14 protein-coding genes are annotated in these 19,141 nt (G+C 57.8%); 10 read left to right on the top strand and 4 right to left on the bottom strand.

Annotation, left to right across the window (positions count from 1 at the left end; genetic code table 11):
• Positions 1–226: 226 nt before the first annotated feature.
• A complete protein-coding gene (gene fbp, locus CK911_RS08170; RefSeq protein ID WP_042020895.1) occupies positions 227–1,261 on the top strand; it encodes a class 1 fructose-bisphosphatase in 1,035 nt (344 codons plus the stop codon).
• 175 nt (positions 1,262–1,436) lie between these two features.
• Here fbp and mfd read toward each other — a convergent pair whose 3' ends face one another.
• Positions 1,437–4,895, bottom strand: coding sequence for a transcription-repair coupling factor (gene mfd, locus CK911_RS08165; RefSeq protein WP_098969591.1), 3,459 nt, complete (start codon positions 4,893–4,895; stop codon positions 1,437–1,439).
• Positions 4,896–4,945: 50 nt separating this feature from the next.
• A complete protein-coding gene (locus CK911_RS08160; protein WP_042020891.1) occupies positions 4,946–5,521 on the bottom strand; it encodes a hypothetical protein in 576 nt (191 codons plus the stop codon).
• A 76-nt stretch (positions 5,522–5,597) separates the two neighbouring features.
• Here CK911_RS08160 and CK911_RS08155 point away from each other — a divergent pair, with 76 nt between their 5' ends.
• From CK911_RS08155 to lolE, 3 genes are all read left to right on the top strand, one after another.
• Positions 5,598–6,833 carry a lipoprotein-releasing ABC transporter permease subunit gene (locus tag CK911_RS08155; protein ID WP_098969590.1) on the top strand — a complete coding sequence of 412 codons (1,236 nt, stop codon included), beginning with the start codon at positions 5,598–5,600 and terminating at the stop codon, positions 6,831–6,833.
• A 109-nt stretch (positions 6,834–6,942) separates the two neighbouring features.
• Positions 6,943–7,641, top strand: coding sequence for a lipoprotein-releasing ABC transporter ATP-binding protein LolD (gene lolD / locus CK911_RS08150; protein ID WP_042020888.1), 699 nt, complete (start codon positions 6,943–6,945; stop codon positions 7,639–7,641).
• The gene (gene lolE, locus CK911_RS08145; RefSeq protein WP_098969589.1) at positions 7,641–8,882 is read left to right on the top strand and encodes a lipoprotein-releasing ABC transporter permease subunit LolE; all 1,242 of its coding nucleotides are present in this window, start codon (positions 7,641–7,643) and stop codon (positions 8,880–8,882) included. The genes lolD and lolE overlap by 1 nt, the downstream gene beginning before the upstream one ends.
• Before the next feature lie 86 nt (positions 8,883–8,968).
• Here the strand turns inward: lolE and yfbR are convergent, their stop codons facing one another.
• Entirely contained in the window at positions 8,969–9,571 is a 603-nt protein-coding gene (gene yfbR, locus CK911_RS08140; protein ID WP_042020886.1) for a 5'-deoxynucleotidase, read from the bottom strand.
• Between the two features lie 93 nt (positions 9,572–9,664).
• Entirely contained in the window at positions 9,665–10,099 is a 435-nt protein-coding gene (locus CK911_RS08135) for a YccF domain-containing protein (RefSeq protein WP_068977869.1), read from the bottom strand.
• A 453-nt stretch (positions 10,100–10,552) separates the two neighbouring features.
• Between CK911_RS08135 and tig the strand changes: the two genes are divergently transcribed.
• The 6 genes from tig to ppiD all read left to right on the top strand — a co-directional run bounded on the left by tig (position 10,553) and on the right by ppiD (position 18,990).
• Positions 10,553–11,863: a trigger factor gene (gene tig / locus CK911_RS08125; RefSeq protein WP_042020883.1), complete on the top strand. Its 1,311-nt coding sequence runs from the start codon at positions 10,553–10,555 to the stop codon at positions 11,861–11,863.
• Between the two features lie 86 nt (positions 11,864–11,949).
• Positions 11,950–12,573 (top strand): ATP-dependent Clp endopeptidase proteolytic subunit ClpP, encoded by a 624-nt coding sequence (clpP, locus tag CK911_RS08120; RefSeq protein WP_042020882.1) that lies wholly within the window; start codon positions 11,950–11,952, stop codon positions 12,571–12,573.
• A gap of 70 nt (positions 12,574–12,643) precedes the next feature.
• Positions 12,644–13,918, top strand: a complete 1,275-nt coding sequence (clpX, locus tag CK911_RS08115) for an ATP-dependent protease ATP-binding subunit ClpX (protein WP_042020881.1) — start codon at positions 12,644–12,646, stop codon at positions 13,916–13,918.
• A 141-nt stretch (positions 13,919–14,059) separates the two neighbouring features.
• On the top strand, positions 14,060–16,414 hold the full coding sequence (lon, locus tag CK911_RS08110) for an endopeptidase La (protein ID WP_042020879.1): 2,355 nt from the start codon (positions 14,060–14,062) through the stop codon (positions 16,412–16,414).
• A gap of 240 nt (positions 16,415–16,654) precedes the next feature.
• Positions 16,655–16,927 carry a nucleoid-associated protein HU-beta gene (gene hupB, locus CK911_RS08105; protein ID WP_042020877.1) on the top strand — a complete coding sequence of 91 codons (273 nt, stop codon included), beginning with the start codon at positions 16,655–16,657 and terminating at the stop codon, positions 16,925–16,927.
• 149 nt (positions 16,928–17,076) lie between these two features.
• Positions 17,077–18,990: a peptidylprolyl isomerase gene (gene ppiD, locus CK911_RS08100; protein WP_172953984.1), complete on the top strand. Its 1,914-nt coding sequence runs from the start codon at positions 17,077–17,079 to the stop codon at positions 18,988–18,990.
• The last annotated feature ends 151 nt before the right edge of the window (positions 18,991–19,141 follow it).

Genomic DNA, 19,141 nt, shown 5'->3' with positions numbered 1-19,141 from the left:
TTGCACGAATTAAGCGGCCTAAAGTTATCGTATGAAACCTTTTAAAGGGGATGATTGAGCGAAAAAGGGACGAAATCGTCGATTTATTAGACCGCTTAATTCGCTGCAAAAAGCAAAGGCAGACGTTACATTAGGTTACAAATCAAGGCCGTCGGTGATCGGTGTTTTTTTTACCGACCCCTGCAAACGTTTTCAAAGCCAACTGATGCGACCTAAAGGAATAACAATGCGAAACATGATCACCATGGGTGAGTTCATCGTCAAAAAGCAGGCGGACTACCCTACCGCAACTGGCGAGCTGACCTCGCTGCTGAGTTCGATCCGCCTCGCCGCCAAGGTGGTGAACCGGGAGATCAACAAGGCGGGACTGGCGGATATTATTGGCTCAATGGGCGCTGAAAACGTGCAGGGGGAGGTGCAGCAGAAGCTGGATGTCTATGCCAACGAGCGCTTCAAGGCAGCACTTGAGGCCCGTGGTGAGGTGTGTGGCATGGCCTCGGAGGAGGAAGAGGACTTCGTGGCCTTTGACTCGCCACTTTCCAAAAATTCCAAATACGTGGTGCTGATCGACCCCCTCGACGGCTCATCCAACATCGATGTCAACGTCTCGGTCGGTACCATCTTCTCCATCTACCGCCGTTTGAGCCCGCAAGGTGGCGCAGTGACCCTGGAAGACTTCCTGCAACCGGGTAACCGTCAGGTCGCTGCTGGCTATGTGGTCTATGGCTCCTCCACCATGCTGGTCTACACCACCGGCTTTGGTGTCAACGGCTTTACTTATGATCCTTCCATCGGCTGCTTCTGCCTCTCTCACGAGAACATCCGCATTCCGGAAGAGGGCAAGATCTACTCGCTCAACGAGGGCAACTACATCAAGTTCCCGGACGGGGTGAAGAAGTATCTGAAATATTGTCAGGAGCGCGACGAGGCGACCAATCGCCCTTACACCTCCCGCTATATCGGGTCCCTGGTCTCTGATTTCCATCGCAACCTGCTCAAGGGCGGTATCTACATCTATCCGTCCGGCACCAACTCGCCGAACGGCAAGCTGCGCCTGCTTTATGAGTGCAACCCGATGGCGTTTCTGGTGGAGCAGGCGGGCGGAAAAGCCTCAGATGGCTTTGGCCGGATCATGGATATCCAGCCCACCGCGCTGCACCAGCGCACCCCTTACTTCGTCGGTTCCACCAAGATGGTGGAGCGGGCCGAGGCCTTTATGCGGGAGTTCTCTGCTCACGAGGATCCGGCCAACCAAGGTTGAGCGTCCCCATCTGATCAGCCGGGCAGGTTGGGCTGAGGGAAGATAGGCCCAACAACGACACTCGTTGTCGGACTCAACATACTCAGCACATTCCAGCATCAATAAAACGGGAGCCGATTTAGCTCCCGTTTTCGTTGGCTTCATTCGCTGGGCTATCTGCCAGCAAGGCTCACCCTCACAGGCTGTTGTTGGCCAGATCTGCCAGCAAGCCATCCACCAGCTTGAGACGCATGGCGCGCTCCTGGGTAGGCATTTGAAAACGCAGCCGGGTCGGCCCGTCCATCTTGTAGACCCGTGGCTGGCTGGAGAGCAACTTGACCAGATAGGCCGGATTGACCTTGGTTTCTTGTGTGAAGTCGAGATAGCCGCCGCGCTCGCTCATCTCCACCCGGCGAATGCCAAGGGCGGTGGCACGCTGGCGGAAGGCCGCCAGCTCCAGCAGGGTTTTGGTCGCCTCCGGCAGCAGGCCAAAACGGTCGATCAGCTCCACTTTCAGCTCGCGCAGCTCCTGTTCGTCCGCCGCACTGGCGATGCGCTTGTACATGGAGAGGCGCATGTTGACGTCCGGAATATAGTCATCCGGCAACAGTGCAGGCAGGCGCAGCTCCACCTCGGTGTGCTGGCTCATCAGCTGTTCCAGTGACGGCTCCTTGCCATTTTTCAGCGCCTCGACCGCCTGCTCCAGCATCTCCATATAGAGGGTGAAGCCGACCGATTCGATCTGGCCGCTCTGATCGTCACCGAGCAGCTCGCCCGCGCCACGGATCTCCAGATCGTGGGTCGCCAGCGCAAAACCGGCCCCGAGATCCTCAAGGGCGGCGATCGCCTCCAGCCGCTTGACCGCATCCTTGCTCATCAGCTTGGGATGTGGCGTGAGCAGATAGGCATAGGCCTGATGGTGAGAACGGCCAACCCGGCCCCGCAACTGGTGCAACTGGGCCAATCCCAGGTGATCCGCCCGATCCATGATGATGGTGTTGGCGCTCGGCACATCGATACCGGTCTCGATGATGGTGGTGCAGACCAGCAGGTTGAAGCGCTGGTGGTAGAAGTCGGACATGATCCGCTCAAGGTCGCGCTCGCGCATCTGACCGTGGGCGATACCGATGCGGGCCTCGGGTACTAGCTCCGCCAGATCGGCGGCGCATTTTTCGATGCTCTCCACATCGTTGTGCAGGTAGTAAACCTGACCGCCGCGCTTGAGTTCCCGCAGCACCGCCTCGCGCACCACCGCCGGTTCGTGCTGGCGCACGAAGGTCTTGATGGCGAGTCGCTTGGCGGGCGGGGTGGCGATGATGGAGAGATCCCGCATCCCCGCCATCGCCATATTGAGGGTGCGCGGGATCGGGGTGGCGGTGAGGGTGAGGATATCCACATCGGCCCGCAGCGCCTTGATCTTCTCTTTTTGGCGCACCCCGAATCTGTGCTCCTCATCGACCACCAGCAAGCCCAGATCCTTGAAGGTGAGCTCGGCGCCGAGCAGCTTGTGGGTGCCGATGATGATATCCACCTTGCCCTCCGCCAGCTCTTTCATCACTGCGGTCTGCTCCTTGGCAGAGCGGAAGCGACTCAATACCTCGACCCGCACCGGCCAGTTGGCGAAGCGATCGCGGAAGTTGTCGTAGTGCTGTTGCGCCAGCAGGGTGGTGGGCACCAGCACGGCCACCTGCTTGCCGCCATGGACGGCCACGAAGGCGGCACGCATCGCCACTTCGGTCTTGCCAAAGCCCACATCGCCGCACACCAGTCTGTCCATGCTCTTGGCCTGACACATGTCCCCCAGCACCGAATTGATGGCGTTGAGCTGATCGTCGGTCTCCTCGAACGGGAAGCTGGCGGCAAACTGGCGATAGGCCTCTTTGTCGTGTTTGAAGGCAAAACCGGCGCGAGCGGCGCGTATGGCATAGACATCCAGCAGCTCGGCTGCCACGTCGCGCACCTTCTCGGCCGCCTTGCGCCGCGCCTTGACCCAGGCTTCGCCACCAAGTTTGTGGCTGGGCGGGTTATCAGAGCCGGTATAGCGGCTGATGAGGTGCAAACTGGTGACCGGCACGAACAGCTTGTCACCACTGGCATATTCGAGGGTGAGGAACTCGGTGGGCAGGCCACCGGCATCGATGGTCTCCAGCCCCAGATAGCGGCCGACCCCGTGATCCAGATGCACCACCGGCTGGCCTTGAGTCAGCTCGCCGAGGTTGCGGATCACCGCATCGGAGCTTAAGTTCTTGCTCTTCTCCCGTGCGCGTTTGCTGCGTACCTTACCGCCCAGCAGTTCGGTCTCGGTGATCAGCGCCAATGGATCCTGACCGGCCTCCTGCCACAGGAAGCCGCGCTCCAGCGGCGCTACCAGCAGACCGTGGCGGGCCTTGCTCGCCATGAAATCCCTTAACGAGGCGAACTCTTTGGGTTGCAGCGAGATACGCGCCAGCAGATCGCCGAGCACCTCCCGCCGCCCTTCCGACTCCACCGCAAACAGGGTGCGCCCGGCAAAGCCTTGCAGGAACTGATTCAGCGCCAGCAGCGGTTGCTCCTTGCTGTGATCGAGTTGCAGCTCGGGTAGCGCCGAGATGGGCAGATCGTGCTGGCCTGCATCGCCAGCGGTAGGGGCCTCTTGCAACCGTACGGCGCCATATTGGCCGAGGGCGGCAAACAGCTGCTCTACCGGCAGATAGAGCTGTGTCGGTGGCAGCAGCGGTCGGGTGTTGTCCCAGCGCCTGTCTTCATAGCGCTGATCGATGTCATTCCAGAAGCGCTGGGCGGCGGGGTAGATATCCCCCACGGTGAGCAGCAGGGTGTTTTGTGGCAGATAGTCAAACAGGTTGGCGGTCTGGTTGAAGAAGAGCGGCAGATAATACTCGATGCCAGCGGGCCAGCGCCCTTTGCTCACCTCCTGATAGACGGAACCCTCGGCCCGCGACAGCTCGAACTGCTCGCGAAACTGTCCGCGAAACAGCTCGATGGCCGCCTCGTCGGTGGGGAACTCCCGGGCAGGCAGCAGGCTGACGGTCTTGACCGGCTCACTGGAGCGCTGGGTCTCGGGATCGAACGGGCGAATGGAGTCCACTTCGTCATCAAAGAAGTCGATGCGATAGGGGCTGTTGCTGCCCATGGGGAAGAGATCGAGCAGGGAGCCACGGGCGGCAAATTCGCCGTGTTCCAGCACCTGATCCACCGCCACATAGCCCGCTTCGGCCAGACGCCCCCGCAGTTGTTGCAGGTTGAGGCGCTGCCCGGCCTTGACCACCAGGCTGTATTTGTCGAGATAGACCCGGGGCGCGCAGCGCAACATCAGGGTAGAGATGGGGACGATCAGTACCCCCTTGCTCATCTGTGGCAGCTTGTAGAGGGTCTCGAGCCGCTGGGAGATGATGTCCTGATGGGGGGAGAAGGTGTCGTAGGGCAGGGTTTCCCAGTCGGGAAACAGCAGCACCGGACAGTCCTGCTCAGCCAGCAGATACTGCAGCTCCTGCTCAAGGCGCAGGGCGCTCGGGGTATCTGCGGTGATAAGCAGTACCGGGCCCTTGGCTTCACTGGTGAGACGGGCTGCAATCAGCGAGAGGCTGCTGCCGACCAGCTGGCCGAGGGTTAACTTCTGGCCCGCTTTGGCGGGTAAGGCGGGGAGCGTTATGGGCATTGTTCGATTCTTTTAACGTTGACGTGATCTATCGTTGGCATTCGCTGTGGTCAGCGCTGACGCTCTTGGGCGCGCAGCTTGAGTTGCTTGGACTGCACATGCAGGCTGGCACGCACCAGCAGTTCACGGTCATCTTCGCGGATCCGCACATAATCGAGCAGCACATGGGTGCCATTCTCGCTGCGGTCGAGCTGTTTTACCTGGCCATAGCAGTAGATGGCGGCCGCTTCATCGTGCAAGAAAATTTTGAGCCGCACGATCTGCTGCAACCGGGGAACATCGCCATGGCCATGAGCGGGATGCAGGTAAGTGAGCTGGCCCGCGCTAAAGCGCAGGGTGTAGAAACGTTGTTCCGGGTGGTCCTGTACTGACAACACATATCCCATGATCAGGTCGATCTTGCGGGACTGCTGGTTGACGATTTCGATCAGATCGTGCATCGACTCGTTTTGATTGCGCAACAGGCGAGTGGTTACCAGATCGATGGATGTAATGGATGACGAAATCCGAAAGGGCTCCGGTAACTCAGCATCCAGCTCCGCCAGCGAGGGGAGATGGAAGTCGGCCGGCATGGGGATCACATTGACCGGCGTGGCATGAGTGACGCTGAAGAACTGTTCCTGCATGGAGGCTATCCCTTGTTGTCATGGACGGTTTCCCTTTATTATCCGGTATCTTATTTTGTTGGCAACGTACATATCCTTGAAGACCGGACTTTTTCAGCCCCTTTCGCTGGCCATCGGCCTGCGTTATGCCGGCTCGAAGCGCAGCAATCGCTTCGTCTCATTTATCTCCCTGTTCTCTACTTTTGGCATTGCCATCGGGGTCGCCGCCCTGATGGTGGTCATTTCGGTGATGAACGGTTTCGAAGGGCAGCTCAAGGGGCGCATCCTCGGGGTGATCCCCCATGTGGTGGTGACCAATCAGGCCGGCCGCATTGATGCAGATCCGCAAGGTTTGCCGGATCTGGCCACCTTGCCCCATGTGGTGGCGACGGCCCCCATGCTCGACAGCGAAGGGATGCTGCAAAGCCCCGGCCAGCTGACCGGGGTGAGCGTGCAGGGGATTGACCCCGCCCACTGGCCCAAGGATGACATTCTTCACAGCCAGATGCTGGGAGGCCGTCTTGATACCTTGCAAGCCGGTCACTACCAGATCGTGCTGGGGCAGGGGGTAGCGCGCCGTCTCAATGTCTCCATCGGGGATCAGGTGCGGCTGCTCCTCACTGAAGGAACCCGTTTTACGCCGTTTGGCCGGGTGCCAGCCCAGCGTCTCTTTACCGTCTCCGGCATCTTCGGAGTCGGCGCCGACGTGGATAACCAGATTGCACTCATTGCGTTGGGGGATGCCCAGCGGTTGTTGCGCTTGCCGACCGACACCGTCGGGGGCATTCGCCTCTGGCTTGATGATCCCTTTGCGGTCGACGAGGTGATCAAAACTGCGCTGCCCGACGGGCTGCAGTGGCAGGATTGGCGCCGCGAGCGGGGCGAGCTGTTCCAGGCGGTGGCCATGGAAAAACGGATGATGGGGCTGATGCTGGTGCTGATCATCGCCGTGGCCACCTTCAATATCCTCTCGGCACTGGTGATGGTGGTCAGTGACAAGGAGGGGGAAGTGGCTATTTTGCGCACCATGGGCATGAGCGAATCCGGTATCGTCAAGATCTTCATGGTACTCGGTGCATCCAGCGGGGTGATTGGTGCTCTGTTTGGCGGATTGGCGGGTCTTGCGCTCTCCCTGGGTCTCAACCCCCTGCTCAACGGGGTGGGGCTCAACCTCTACATGGCGGCGGGCGGCAGTGGCTTGCCGGTCATCGTCGAGCCCAGTCAGGTCATAACCATTTTGCTGGGCGCCGTACTGTTGAGCTTCAGCGCCACGCTCTATCCGGCTGTTCGTGCGGCGCGGGTCAAACCGGCCGAGGCACTGCGTTATGAGTAATGCCGTGAATAATGCATCTTCTGTTGTTACCGCCGGTGTGAATGCCGGTGTTGTTAATGGTGCCGTGACTGGTGCCAGTGTAGTTACTGAGGCAAGTGGAGCCCCTTGTATGAATGAAGCCGTATCCCGTGAACCTCTGCTGCGCTGTCAGGCGCTCAATCATGTCTATCAAGAGGGTGAGCTGGAGACCCAGGTGCTCAAGGGGATCGATCTTTGCGTCGCACCGGGCGAAATGTTGGCGGTAGTGGGCAGCTCGGGCTCCGGCAAGACCACCTTGCTGCACTTGATGGGGGCGTTAGATAACCCTTCCAGCGGCGCTGTGCTGTTCAAGGGGGAGGATATCCACCACTGGGATAGCCGTACTCAGGCGCGCTTTCGCAACCGCGAGCTGGGGTTTGTCTACCAGTTCCACCACCTGCTCTCCGAGTTCAGTGCGCTCGAAAATACCGCCATGCCGCTGCTGATCGCCGGTGAGTCGGTGGCGGTTGCCACCGAAAAGGCGACCAAAATGCTGGGGCGAGTGGGGCTATCCCATCGTTTGGATCACCGTCCCTCCGAGCTCTCCGGTGGCGAACGTCAACGGGTAGCGATTGCCCGTGCATTGGTCAATGAGCCGAGTCTGGTGCTGGCGGATGAACCGACCGGTAATCTGGATCACGCCAGTGCTACTGCCGTCTATGAACTGCTGTGCGAATTGAATCGTGAACTGGGCACTGCGTTTGTGGTGGTGACGCACGACTTGAGCCTGGCGGCCAAGCTCCATCGCCGGGTAACCCTGGTGAGCGGCGTGATGGCGGAGGTTGCCTGATGTTCAAACCGCTGCCCCTGTTTCTGGGCCTGCGTTACAGCCGCTCCCGCCGTCGCAACGGGTTTATCGCCTTTATCTCCGCCTCTTCCCTGATCGGTATTGCCCTTGGGGTGATGGCGCTGATTTTGGGCCTCTCCGCCATGAACGGTTTCGAGCGCGAGCTCAAAGATCGGGTGTTATCTGTGGTGCCGCAGGGCGAGCTGGATGCGGTCGAGCAGCCGTTGCCCGACTGGCCCCGGCTGCGGGACTATCTGCTGGCGCAGCCAGGTGTCGAGGCTGCCGCACCGGTGATCCGTTTAAACGGCCTGCTGGAGCACGGCTCCGCCCTCAAGGGGGTGCAACTGCGCGCCGTGCTGCCGGAGCTGGAAGCCAATCTGTCGGATGCGGGCAAATACATGACGGGTCGCGGCCTGCGTGAGCTGCAACCGGGCGAGCATGGGGTGATCCTCGGCAAGACCATCGCCGACAAGCTGGGGGTCAAGCTGGGGGACGCTGTCGCCCTGCTGCTGCCGCAAGGGGGTGATCAGGCGGGGATCAAAAATCCCAAACGGGAAGCGCTGACCGTAGTGGGGCTGCTGGAGATCGGCGGTCAACTCGACGGGCTGCTCGGCTTTATGCATCTGGCGGATGCCCAGACCATCACTGGCATGGGCAGCGGCGTGGAGGGCTTTAGCCTGCGGGTGAGCGACGTGCTCAAGGCGCAGTCGATCACGGTTGCCGCCGCGCAGCAGTTCCCCCATCACGTCTATATCCGCAGCTGGATGAACAGCCAGGGCTACCTCTATCAGGACATCCAGATGGTGCGTACCGTGATGTATGTGGTGATGCTGATGGTGGTGGCGGTGGCCTGTTTCAACATTGTCTCCACTCTGGTGATGGCGGTGAACGAGAAACGCAGCGAGATTGCCATCCTCAAGACCATGGGCGCGAGCCCCGGCCAGATCCGGCTCACCTTCGTGATTCAGGGGATGGTCAACGGGGTAGCGGGGGCGCTGCTCGGTGCCATGCTGGGTGGGCTGCTCTCCAGCAAGTTGACCCAGATCTTAAGTTTTATCGAGGGGTTAATCGGCCACCGTTTCCTCAATCCGGATATCTACTTCATCGACTTTCTGCCGACCGAGTTGCATATGCAGGATCTGCTCATCGTGACTGGCGCCGCCATCCTTATGAGTCTGGTGGCGACCCTCTATCCCGCCTGGCGGGCGAGTGGTCTGGTGCCGTCCCGCGAGCTGGGTCATTGATGCTGACATCTAATCCGTAATAAATAACGAAGGGCCCGCCGGTGCAAACCGGCGGGCCCTTCTGTTTTAAGATGGTGTGGCGTGGCTTAGTGAGCGTTCAGCTCATCGAGCGGCAGCGAGAAGCTGGCCACAAAGGTGTCGATAAAGTAGCGCATCTCCTCACTCATCCGTGCTTCCAGCATGGCTTCGAGGCGCTTGCGAGCCGGTTCGAATTCCCGATTGCCGGCGTTGATCTCCTCCAGACACTTGGTATAGGCACAGAGGGTGTCGGCATCTTTCACCAGTCTGGCCAGCTCCTCATACTGGGTGCCCGATTGTACGCGAGAGTCGAGCAGCGGGCGAAAATCCTCGATCAGTTCCGGTGGTAGCATGGCGAGCAGCCGCTGCTCGGCGGCGAGTTCGATCTTCTTGTACTCGCGGGCAATTTCGGGATTGAAGTATTTGACCGGAGTGGGCAGATCGCCGGTCAGCACTTCGCTGCTGTCGTGGTAGAGCGCCATCACGGCGGCGCGGTCGGCATTCACGCTGCCGCCAAACAGCCGGTTTTTGATGATGCCGAGGGCATGGGCCACCATGGCGACCTGCAGGCTGTGCTCGGCGATGTTCTCGGGCTGGATGTTGCGCATCAGCGGCCAGCGGTAGATCAGCTTCATGCGGGCGAGGTTGGCGAAAAAGTGGCTGGGTAACATGACGGCCTCAACAAAAGACAAAAGAAAAGGGCAGACCCTAGTCTGCCCTTTTTTTCGTTGCAGGGCAGTGCCCGCCCGCGCATTTTCCCGCGTTTAGCGGATATAGCGGCCTGATTCAGCCTCGTGGTTGGTCACGATCATCTGGCCAATGGGGGCCAGGCTGATGAGTGCCAACTTGAGGTGCTGGATACCAAACGGAATGCCGATGATGGTCACGAAGCAGGCCAGCGCCGAAGCGATGTGGCCGATTGCCAGCCAGACACCGATCAGCACAAACCAGATAATGTTGCCTATCAGCCCCAGGGTGCCGGTGCCGATATCGCTGAAGCCGGTCATGCTCTTGCGATTGACCGCCTGCTTGCCGAACGGGAAGAAGGTAAAGGTACCGATCACAAAGCAGGCGCGGCCCCAGGGGATGCCGATCAGCGAGATAAAACAGAGCAGACCGGCTAGCCACCAGGCCAGGCCCATAACGATGCCTCCCAGGACAAACCAGAGCAGATTGAACAAAAAGCGGAAAAAGCCCATGTGAGTGACTCCAGATTCATCAATTTGGCTGTCACCATAACGAGGGAGGGCAGGGGACGCAATGTCTGATTAGGTCAATCTTCGTTTGGCGGGACAAATTGAGTCGTTGCCACGGCTGGCCTGTTGTTTATGACCGGTTTTGACCCGAAAAACGGGCAATAAACCGCCATCCGGATAAAAAGAACGGCGTAAACGCAAAATTATCGCCAACCAATGGTTGAAGTCGTGCATCTCTCTCCCCATATAAAGGAAAGTTTTGCAAGAATTGTGCTGGCACGCCACTCAATGTGGGGGATGTGTGGCTCGACTCGACCAAAGTGCGCCGCTATAATGCCGCGTCATATTTTCTCATCACAAAGACATATCGTTGTCTTTATAAACAGGAAGACTCCGGGCTTTGCCCAGGGGCAATAAAGGGTCAGCACTCAGTGCTGAGTTGAACGAGGTAGAAGAATGCAAGTTTCTGTAGAGACAACCCAGGGTCTGGAACGCCGCCTTACCATTACCGTACCGGCCGCTACCGTTGACGCCGCTGTGCGTAAAGAATTGAATGGCCTGGCCAAAACTCGTCGCATCGACGGTTTTCGTCCAGGCAAGGCGCCGGTAGCCATCATCAAGAAGATGTTTGGTGCCATGGCTCATGCCCGTGTTGCTGATGAAATGATGCAGAACAACTTCATCAAAGCCATCATCGAAAACAAGCTGAGCCCGGCTGGTGCCCCGACCATGGATCCGAAAGAGATCCAGGAAGGTCAGGATTTCGAATTCACTGCAACCTTCGAAGTATACCCGGAGTTTGAAGTGGCAGGTCTCGAGACCATCAAGGTCGAGAAGCCGGTTGCGACCGTGAAGGATGAAGATCTGGCCAACATGATCGACACCCTGCGCAAGCAGCACGCTACTTGGGCTGACGTTGATGCCGCAGCAGCCAACGACATGCGCGTGACCCTGGACTTCGTCGGTTCCATCGACGGTGAAGAGTTCGACGGCGGCAAAGCTGAAGGCTTCAACCTGGTGCTGGGCGCTGGCCGCATGATCCCTGGCTTCGAAGACGCCATCATGGGCAAGAAAGCAGGCGAAGAATTCACCATCGAAGTGACCTTCCCGGCTGACTACCACGCTGAAAACCTGAAAGGCAAAGCAGCCAAGTTTGCTTCCAAGCTGAACAAGGTTGAAGAGCAGATCCTGCCTGAGCTGACCGAAGAGTTCGTCAAGCGTTTTGGTATCGAGAACGGTTCTGTTGAAGAGCTGAAAGCCGAAGTGCGCAAGAACATGGAACGCGAACTGGCTCAAGCCCTGAAAAACAGCGTGAAAGAGCAGGTTCTGAACGGTCTGGTTGAAGCCAACCAGATCGATCTGCCGAAAGCCGCTGTGGCTCAAGAGATCGACACCCTGCGTCAGCAAGCGCTGCAGCGCTTCGGTGGTTTCCAGGGCGGTAACGCACCGGAGCTGCCAGCTGAACTGTTCCAGGCTCAAGCCGAGCGTCGTGTACGCGTAGGCCTGCTGCTGGGTGACGTGATCCGCACCAACGAGATCAAGGCTGACGATGCCCGCGTAACCAGCATCATCGAGTCCATGGCCACTGCCTACGAAGATCCGCAGGAAGTGATCGAGCACTACCAGAAGAACGAACAGATGCTGAACGGCGTCCGTAACCTGGCAGTAGAAGATCAAGCCATCGACCTGATCCTGTCCAAAGCGCAAGTAACTGAAAAAGAACTTGCCTTTGACGAAGTGATCAACAAGTCCGGTGTCGCTGCCTAAGAACATTTGACTTAAGGTCAAGACTGTTAAGTATAATGGCTCGTGTGATCTCCACTCGGGCCATTTTATTTTAGGGACAATGCCTTATGTATAAAAACTATAACGATGTAACTGAATCCCCGCGCAATGCACTCATCCCTATGGTGGTAGAGCAAACTGCAAAAGGGGAGCGTTCCTACGACATCTATTCCCGTCTGCTGAAAGAGCGAGTGATCTTCCTGACTGGTCAGGTGGAAGATCACATGGCCAACCTGGTGGTTGCCCAGCTGCTGTTTCTTGAGTCCGAGAATCCGGACAAGGACATCTACATCTATATCAACTCTCCGGGTGGGTCGGTGACTGCGGGCATGTCTATTTATGACACCATGCAGTTCATCAAGCCGGATGTCAGCACTATCTGTATGGGGCAGGCTTGCTCCATGGGGGCCTTCTTGCTGGCCGCCGGTGCCAAGGGCAAGCGTTTCTGCCTGCCGAGTGCCCGCGTGATGATCCACCAGCCGTTGGGCGGTTTCCAGGGCCAGGCATCTGATATCCAGATCCATGCCCAGGAGATCCTGAAAATCAAGAATACCTTGAACGATCGTCTGGCTTTCCATACTGGTCAGGACATGGCTAACATTGAGCGTGACACCGATCGTGACAACTTCATGTCCGCCGAGCAGGCCGTGGCCTATGGCCTGGTTGATGGCGTGCTGAGCCAGCGTAGCTGAGCAGGGTGTTCCGGCCTGTTGTAAACTCAACAGGCTAATCCATCCTCTATTGATAAAACGAGGTTGCTGAATGACAGATAAACGCAAGGGTGAGGGTGACAAGCTGCTCTACTGTTCTTTTTGCGGCAAAAGCCAGCATGAAGTGCGTAAGCTGATCGCTGGCCCTTCCGTCTACGTGTGTGATGAGTGTGTCGAGCTGTGCAATGACATCATCCGCGAAGAGATCCGCGAGATCTCGCCGAAGCGGGATGGTAGCGAGCTGCCGACCCCTCATCAGATCCGTGCTCATCTTGATGACTATGTGATCGGGCAGGACCATGCCAAGAAGGTGCTGGCTGTTGCCGTCTACAACCACTACAAGCGTTTGCGTAACAGCGGCGAAAACAGTGGCGTGGAGCTCGGTAAATCCAACATCCTGCTGATCGGCCCAACCGGTAGCGGCAAGACCCTGCTGGCGGAGACGCTTGCTCGTCTGCTGGATGTGCCGTTCACCATGGCCGATGCGACCACCCTGACCGAAGCCGGTTATGTGGGCGAGGACGTGGAGAACATCATCCAGAAGTTGCTGCAAAAGTGCGACTACGACGTAGAGAAGGCCCAGCGTGGCATTGTCTACATCGACGAGATCGACAAGATCTCCCGCAAGTCGGACAACCCTTCCATTACCCGCGATGTGTCCGGGGAAGGGGTGCAGCAGGCACTGCTCAAGCTGATTGAAGGGACCATTGCTTCCGTGCCGCCGCAAGGTGGTCGCAAGCATCCGCAGCAAGAGTTTTTGCAGGTTGATACCTCCAAGATCCTCTTTATCTGTGGTGGTGCCTTTGCCGGTCTGGACAAGGTGATTGAGCAGCGTTCCGTCAAGGGAACCGGTATCGGTTTTAGTGCCGAGGTGAAATCCAAGGATGCCAAGGCAACCCTGAGCGAGACCTTCGCCAAGGTGGAGCCGGAAGATCTGATCAAATACGGTCTGATCCCCGAGTTCATCGGCCGTCTGCCGGTGGTCGCCACCCTGACTGAACTGGATGAATCCGCACTTATCCAGATCCTGAAACAGCCGAAAAACGCACTGACCAAACAGTATGCTGCGTTGTTCGATCTGGAAGGGGTTGAGCTGGAGTTCCGTGACGACGCACTGAATGCCATTGCCCGCAAGGCAATGGAGCGTAAAACCGGTGCTCGGGGCCTGCGCTCCATCGTGGAAGCTGTGCTGCTTGATACCATGTATGACCTGCCTTCTCTGGAAGGGGTCAGCAAGGTGGTGGTCGACGAGACCGTGATCAAAGGGGACTCTGCACCCTTGATGATCTACGAAAATCCTGAGACCCAGGCTGCTGTATCAGAGTAAATGTCTGATTTTTAATCAAATGAAAGGGGCTTTTTGCCCCTTTCATGCTTTTTACGGTTTCGGCGATTGAATCTCATCTCTACGCCCCCATATACTCAGCCAAGCGCTTTGCCAACGGTATAACAAGCCGAGAGGACATATATGAACCTAGAGCGTTCAGAACGCATCGAGATTCCCGTCCTGCCTCTTCGTGACGTGGTGGTGTACCCCCACATGGTCATTCCACTCTTTGTGGGGCGGGAAAAATCTATTCGCTGTCTTGAAGCGGCCATGGAGCAGGACAAAAAAGTTCTGCTGGTGGCCCAGAAGGACGCATCAACCGATGAGCCGACAGTGGAGGAGATCTTCAACGTCGGAACAGTGGCCAATATTCTCCAGATGCTCAAGCTGCCGGATGGCACCGTCAAGGTGCTGGTAGAGGGGGGGCAGCGTGCCCGCCTGGAGCGGATGATCGACGATAAGGATTTCTTCGTTGGCGAGGCGCAATACATTGCCTCCAGCACCATCGAGGAGAAGGACCAGGATGTACTGGTTCGCTCTGCTATCGGTCAGTTTGAAGGTTACATCAAGCTTAACAAGAAGATCCCGCCCGAGGTGCTCACCTCGATTTCGGCGATCGACGATGCTGCACGGCTGGCCGATACCATGGCTGCCCACATGCCGCTCAAGCTGGAAGACAAGCAGAAAGTGCTGGAGATCGTCTCTGTCTCCGAGCGCATCGAGTTCTTGATGGCGATGATGGAGTCGGAGATTGACCTGCTGCAGGTCGAGAAACGCATCCGCACGCGCGTCAAGAAGCAGATGGAGAAGAGCCAGCGCGAGTATTACCTCAACGAGCAGATGAAGGCGATCCAGAAAGAGCTGGGTGAGCTGGAAGATAGCCCGGATGAGTTCGAAGCCCTCAATCGCAAGATTGAAGAGGCTGGGATGCCAGCTGACGCCCGTGAAAAGGCGCTGGCCGAGCTCGCCAAGCTGAAAATGATGTCGCCCATGTCGGCTGAAGCTACCGTGGTTCGCAGCTATGTGGACTGGATGGTACAGGTGCCGTGGAAGGCGCGCTCCAAGGTCAAGAAAGACCTTGGTAAGGCGCAAGAGGTGCTGGATGCCGATCACTATGGCCTTGAAAAGGTCAAGGATCGCATCCTCGAGTATCTGGCAGTACAGGCGCGGGTGAACAAGCTCAAGGGCCCGATCCTTTGTCTGGTTGGGCCTCCCGGTGTGGGCAAGACCTCGCTGGGCCAGTCCATCGCTAGGGCGACTGGTCGCAAATATGTGCGGATGGCGCTGGGCGGGGTGCGTGACGAAGCGGAGATCCGCGGTCACCGCCGTACCTATATTGGCTCCATGCCTGGCAAGCTTATCCAGAAGATGGCGAAAGTCGGGGTGAAGAACCCGCTGTTCCTGCTCGACGAGATCGACAAGATGAGCTCGGACATGCGTGGTGATCCCGCATCTGCCCTGCTGGAAGTGCTGGATCCGGAACAGAACAACAGCTTTAACGATCACTATCTGGAAGTGGATTATGACCTGTCGGACGTGATGTTCGTGGCCACCTCCAACTCCATGAACATCCCGGGTCCGCTGCTGGACCGGATGGAAGTGATCCGTCTCTCCGGTTATACCGAAGACGAAAAGCTCAACATTGCCAAGCAGCATCTGCTCTCCAAGCAGATCCAGCGCAACGGCCTGAAAGAGTCCGAGATCACCATCGAGGATTCAGCCCTGGTCGGGGTGATCCGTTACTACACCCGCGAGGCGGGGGTGCGGAGTCTGGAGCGGGAGATCTCCAAGATTTGTCGCAAGGCGGTCAAGCGCATCCTGCTGGACAAGAGCATCAAGCATGTTCAGGTCAATCAGGCCAACCTCAAGGAGTTCCTCGGGGTACAGCGTTTTGATTACGGCAAGGCTGCTGACCAGAACCAGATCGGTCAGGTCTGTGGTCTGGCGTGGACCGAAGTGGGGGGAGAGCTGCTCACCATCGAGACCACCAGCATGCCGGGCAAGGGCAAGCTCACGTATACCGGCTCGCTCGGTGATGTGATGCAGGAGTCCATCCAGGCTGCAATGACGGTGGTGCGTGCCCGTGCCGAGAAGCTGCGCATCAATGCCGACTTCTACGAGAAGCGTGATATTCACGTGCACGTGCCGGAAGGGGCAACCCCGAAAGATGGCCCGAGTGCTGGTATCGCCATGTGTACTGCGCTGGTCTCCAGCCTGACCGGTAATCCGGTTCGTGCGGATGTGGCGATGACTGGCGAAATCACCCTGCGCGGCGAAGTGCTGCCCATCGGTGGTCTCAAGGAGAAGTTGCTGGCGGCCCATCGTGGCGGCATCAAGCGAGTGCTTATTCCGAAAGAGAACGAGCGAGACCTTGAAGAGATCCCGGACAACGTCAAACGTGACCTTGAAATTTATCCGGTTCGCTGGATTGACGAGGTGCTGGAATTGGCATTGCAGGACAATCCACAGGGGTTCGAACGCGTTTCTGTCGCGTAAATGTTGATGCGCCGCAAATTTGGCGCATTCGGTGGATGGTTAAGGCTTGCATGCGCCCGATAACGGAAGTAGCCTTGACCACCGATCGGGTACTCGTGATGAGTCGCAATGCGTTATGTGGCGCGGGTTTGCGCCAGATTGTCACTTGCAACTGATCAGGAGGCTTGCTATAAAACCTCCACTTGTTGTGGCCAGGGAAATCGACGTCGCAGCGGTATTTGATAAAAGGGGAATATAAGAGTGAATAAATCTCAACTGATTGACAAGATTGCAGACGGTGCTGATATCTCCAAGGCGGCCGCTGGCCGTGCGTTGGATGCCTTCATTGAGGCTGTAGGTGAAGCTCTGAAAGAGGGTGACCAGGTTGCTCTGGTTGGTTTCGGTACTTTCGCTGTACGCGAGCGTGCTGCCCGTTCAGGCCGTAACCCGCAAACTGGCGCGACTATCGAAATCGCTGCTGGTAAAGTTCCTGCCTTCAAAGCCGGTAAGGCCCTGAAAGACGCTGTTAACTAAGTCGGTCGCTGATATGCGTCGGCTACCGTCCTTGGTCGCAGACCAGACAAGTTAGAGAGTCTTCTCTCATACTGATTGACCAAGGCGCATCGCAATCGGTGCGCCTTTTTATTGTTTACGCCCATCGAGTTCGGAGCATAAGTACAAACATGATGTTGGATAAACTACGCGAAGGGGCGCAGGGCAAGGTAGCCAAGGTTATCTTGGGCCTGATCATCCTCTCCTTTGCCTTGGCTGGTGTAGGTAGTTACCTCAACGGCCCGGCTCGTACCGCCCCCGCCACTGTGAATGGCACCGAGATCAGTGCTGCGGCACTGGAAAATGCCTACCGCAACGAGCGTGCCCGGATGGAATCCCAAATGGGAGAGGCATTCAGCCAGCTGGCCACCAATCCCGATTACATGAAACAGTTTCGCCGTGGCGTGCTGGATCGGCTGATTGACCAGGCGCTGCTGGACAGCAAAGCCCGTGAACTGGGTCTGCGCATCAGCGATGAGCAGATCAAGCAAGCCATAGTCGCCATGCCGGAGTTTGCCGAAAACGGCAAGTTCAACAATGACCGCTATTTGCAGCTGATCCGCCGTGCTGGCATGACTCCTGAAATGTTCCGCGACTCCCTGCGTCAGGATACGGTCCGTCAACAGTTGATGGGCGCTCTGGTGGGCACCGAGTTTGCGCTCAAGGGCGAGGCAGAACAGCTCGACAAGCTGTTTAACCAAACCCGGGATCTGCGTCTGGTGCGGTTGGCTGCGGCCAATTACGTTGCAGATGTTCAGGTGTCAGAGACTGAGCTGGAGCAGTACTACAAGACCAATGGCGCTCGTTTTATGAATGACGAGCAGGTCAAGGTCGACTATCTGCTGCTGGATGCCGCCAACCTCGGCAAAGAGATCAAGGTTTCCGATCAGGATGCTCAGGATTACTACGATCAGCACCAGGATCTGTTCCAGCGTGCCGAGCGTCGTCAGGTGGCCCATATCCTGATCCCGTTTGGCAAGGACGAGAAAGCGGCCGAGCAGAAAGCAGAAGCCGTGCTGGCCAAAGCCAAGGGTGGCGATGATTTCGCTGCGCTGGCCAAGGCTGACTCTTCCGATACCTTCTCCGCCAAGAAGGGCGGCGAGCTGGACTGGTTCGAGCAAGGGGTGATGGATCCGGCCTTTGAGAAAGCCGCTTTCGCCCTGAACAAGGCCGGTGATATCTCCACCGTGGTGAAGAGCCCGTTTGGTTTCCACATCATCAAGCTGTTGGGTGTTGAAGCGGCCCAGACCAAGCCGTTTGCCGATGTGAAGGAAGAGACCATCACGCGTCTGCAAGCTGACAAGGCCAAGGAGCTGTTCTTTGCCGAGCAGCAGAAGATGGCTGACAACAGCTTCGAAAACCCGGACTCGCTGGACTTGACTGCTGATGCCATGGGGATGAAGGTGCAATCTTCAGATTACTTCACCCAGGCTAACGCCCCGGCTCCGCTCAATGATGGCAAGGTACTCTCGGTAGCGTTCTCCGAGCAACTGCGTGATGACAACACCAACTCCGACGTGATTGAGCTGGCAGATGGCAAAGCGCTGGTGCTGCACATCACTGGCCATCGTCCGAAAGCGGTCAAGCCGCTGGCGGAAGTGAAAGAGCAGGTGATTGCTGCCATCAAGCATGACAAGGCTGGTGAAGTGGCCCGTGGCAAGGCGCAGGGCCTGCTGGACAAGCTGAAGGTCGGTGAGAGCATCAATGCCGATCTGACCGCGCTCGGTCTGAAGGTCGAGACCCACCAGGGTGTCACCCGCTTCGATCGGGAAATGGATCAGAACCTGATTGCCCAGGCGTTCACTCTGCCCCATCCCAAGGATGGCAAGCCGAGCGTGGCGCTGGTCACCGAGAGCAACAACGATCGCGTTGTGGTGGCACTGGACAAGGTGAATGTGCCAGCTGCACCGTCCCAGATGGTCAGCATGCTGCAAGGCCAGCTGGGCCAGGGCAAGGCCCAGGCAGACTACAAGTCGCTGATCGACGAGCTGCGTAAAACAGCCAAGATTGAGTATTTTACCAGCGTGGAAGCGACCGTCGAGTAATTGAGTGGTCGTCACCCTATTGAAAACGGCTCCTTGATGGAGCCGTTTTTTTATCTGGATGCGAGGACACTCAAGTTCAGTTCTCAGTTCTCAGTTCTCAGTTCTCAGTTCTCTGCGCTTTGCGCGGCTCTCGGTGGTCGCGCCGCCGCCA

It is taken from the genome of Aeromonas sp. CU5 (assembly GCF_002586745.1).
Lineage (GTDB): Bacteria > Pseudomonadota > Gammaproteobacteria > Enterobacterales > Aeromonadaceae > Aeromonas > Aeromonas sobria.
Note: the sequence above shows the minus strand (reverse complement) of the source record. Positions and strands in the feature narration are given on the sequence as shown.

Bases quoted from the DNA above. Each gene is read 5' to 3' on its own strand.
- fbp (WP_042020895.1), top strand. From the start codon at position 227: ATGCGAAACATGATCACCATGGGTGAGTTCATCGTCAAAAAGCAGGCG.
- mfd (WP_098969591.1), bottom strand. From the start codon at position 4,895: ATGCCCATAACGCTCCCCGCCTTACCCGCCAAAGCGGGCCAGAAGTTA.
- CK911_RS08160 (WP_042020891.1), bottom strand. From the start codon at position 5,521: ATGCAGGAACAGTTCTTCAGCGTCACTCATGCCACGCCGGTCAATGTG.
- lolD (WP_042020888.1), top strand. From the start codon at position 6,943: ATGAATGAAGCCGTATCCCGTGAACCTCTGCTGCGCTGTCAGGCGCTC.
- lolE (WP_098969589.1), top strand. From the start codon at position 7,641: ATGTTCAAACCGCTGCCCCTGTTTCTGGGCCTGCGTTACAGCCGCTCC.
- yfbR (WP_042020886.1), bottom strand. From the start codon at position 9,571: ATGTTACCCAGCCACTTTTTCGCCAACCTCGCCCGCATGAAGCTGATC.
- CK911_RS08135 (WP_068977869.1), bottom strand. From the start codon at position 10,099: ATGGGCTTTTTCCGCTTTTTGTTCAATCTGCTCTGGTTTGTCCTGGGA.
- tig (WP_042020883.1), top strand. From the start codon at position 10,553: ATGCAAGTTTCTGTAGAGACAACCCAGGGTCTGGAACGCCGCCTTACC.
- clpP (WP_042020882.1), top strand. From the start codon at position 11,950: ATGTATAAAAACTATAACGATGTAACTGAATCCCCGCGCAATGCACTC.
- clpX (WP_042020881.1), top strand. From the start codon at position 12,644: ATGACAGATAAACGCAAGGGTGAGGGTGACAAGCTGCTCTACTGTTCT.
- lon (WP_042020879.1), top strand. From the start codon at position 14,060: ATGAACCTAGAGCGTTCAGAACGCATCGAGATTCCCGTCCTGCCTCTT.
- ppiD (WP_172953984.1), top strand. From the start codon at position 17,077: ATGATGTTGGATAAACTACGCGAAGGGGCGCAGGGCAAGGTAGCCAAG.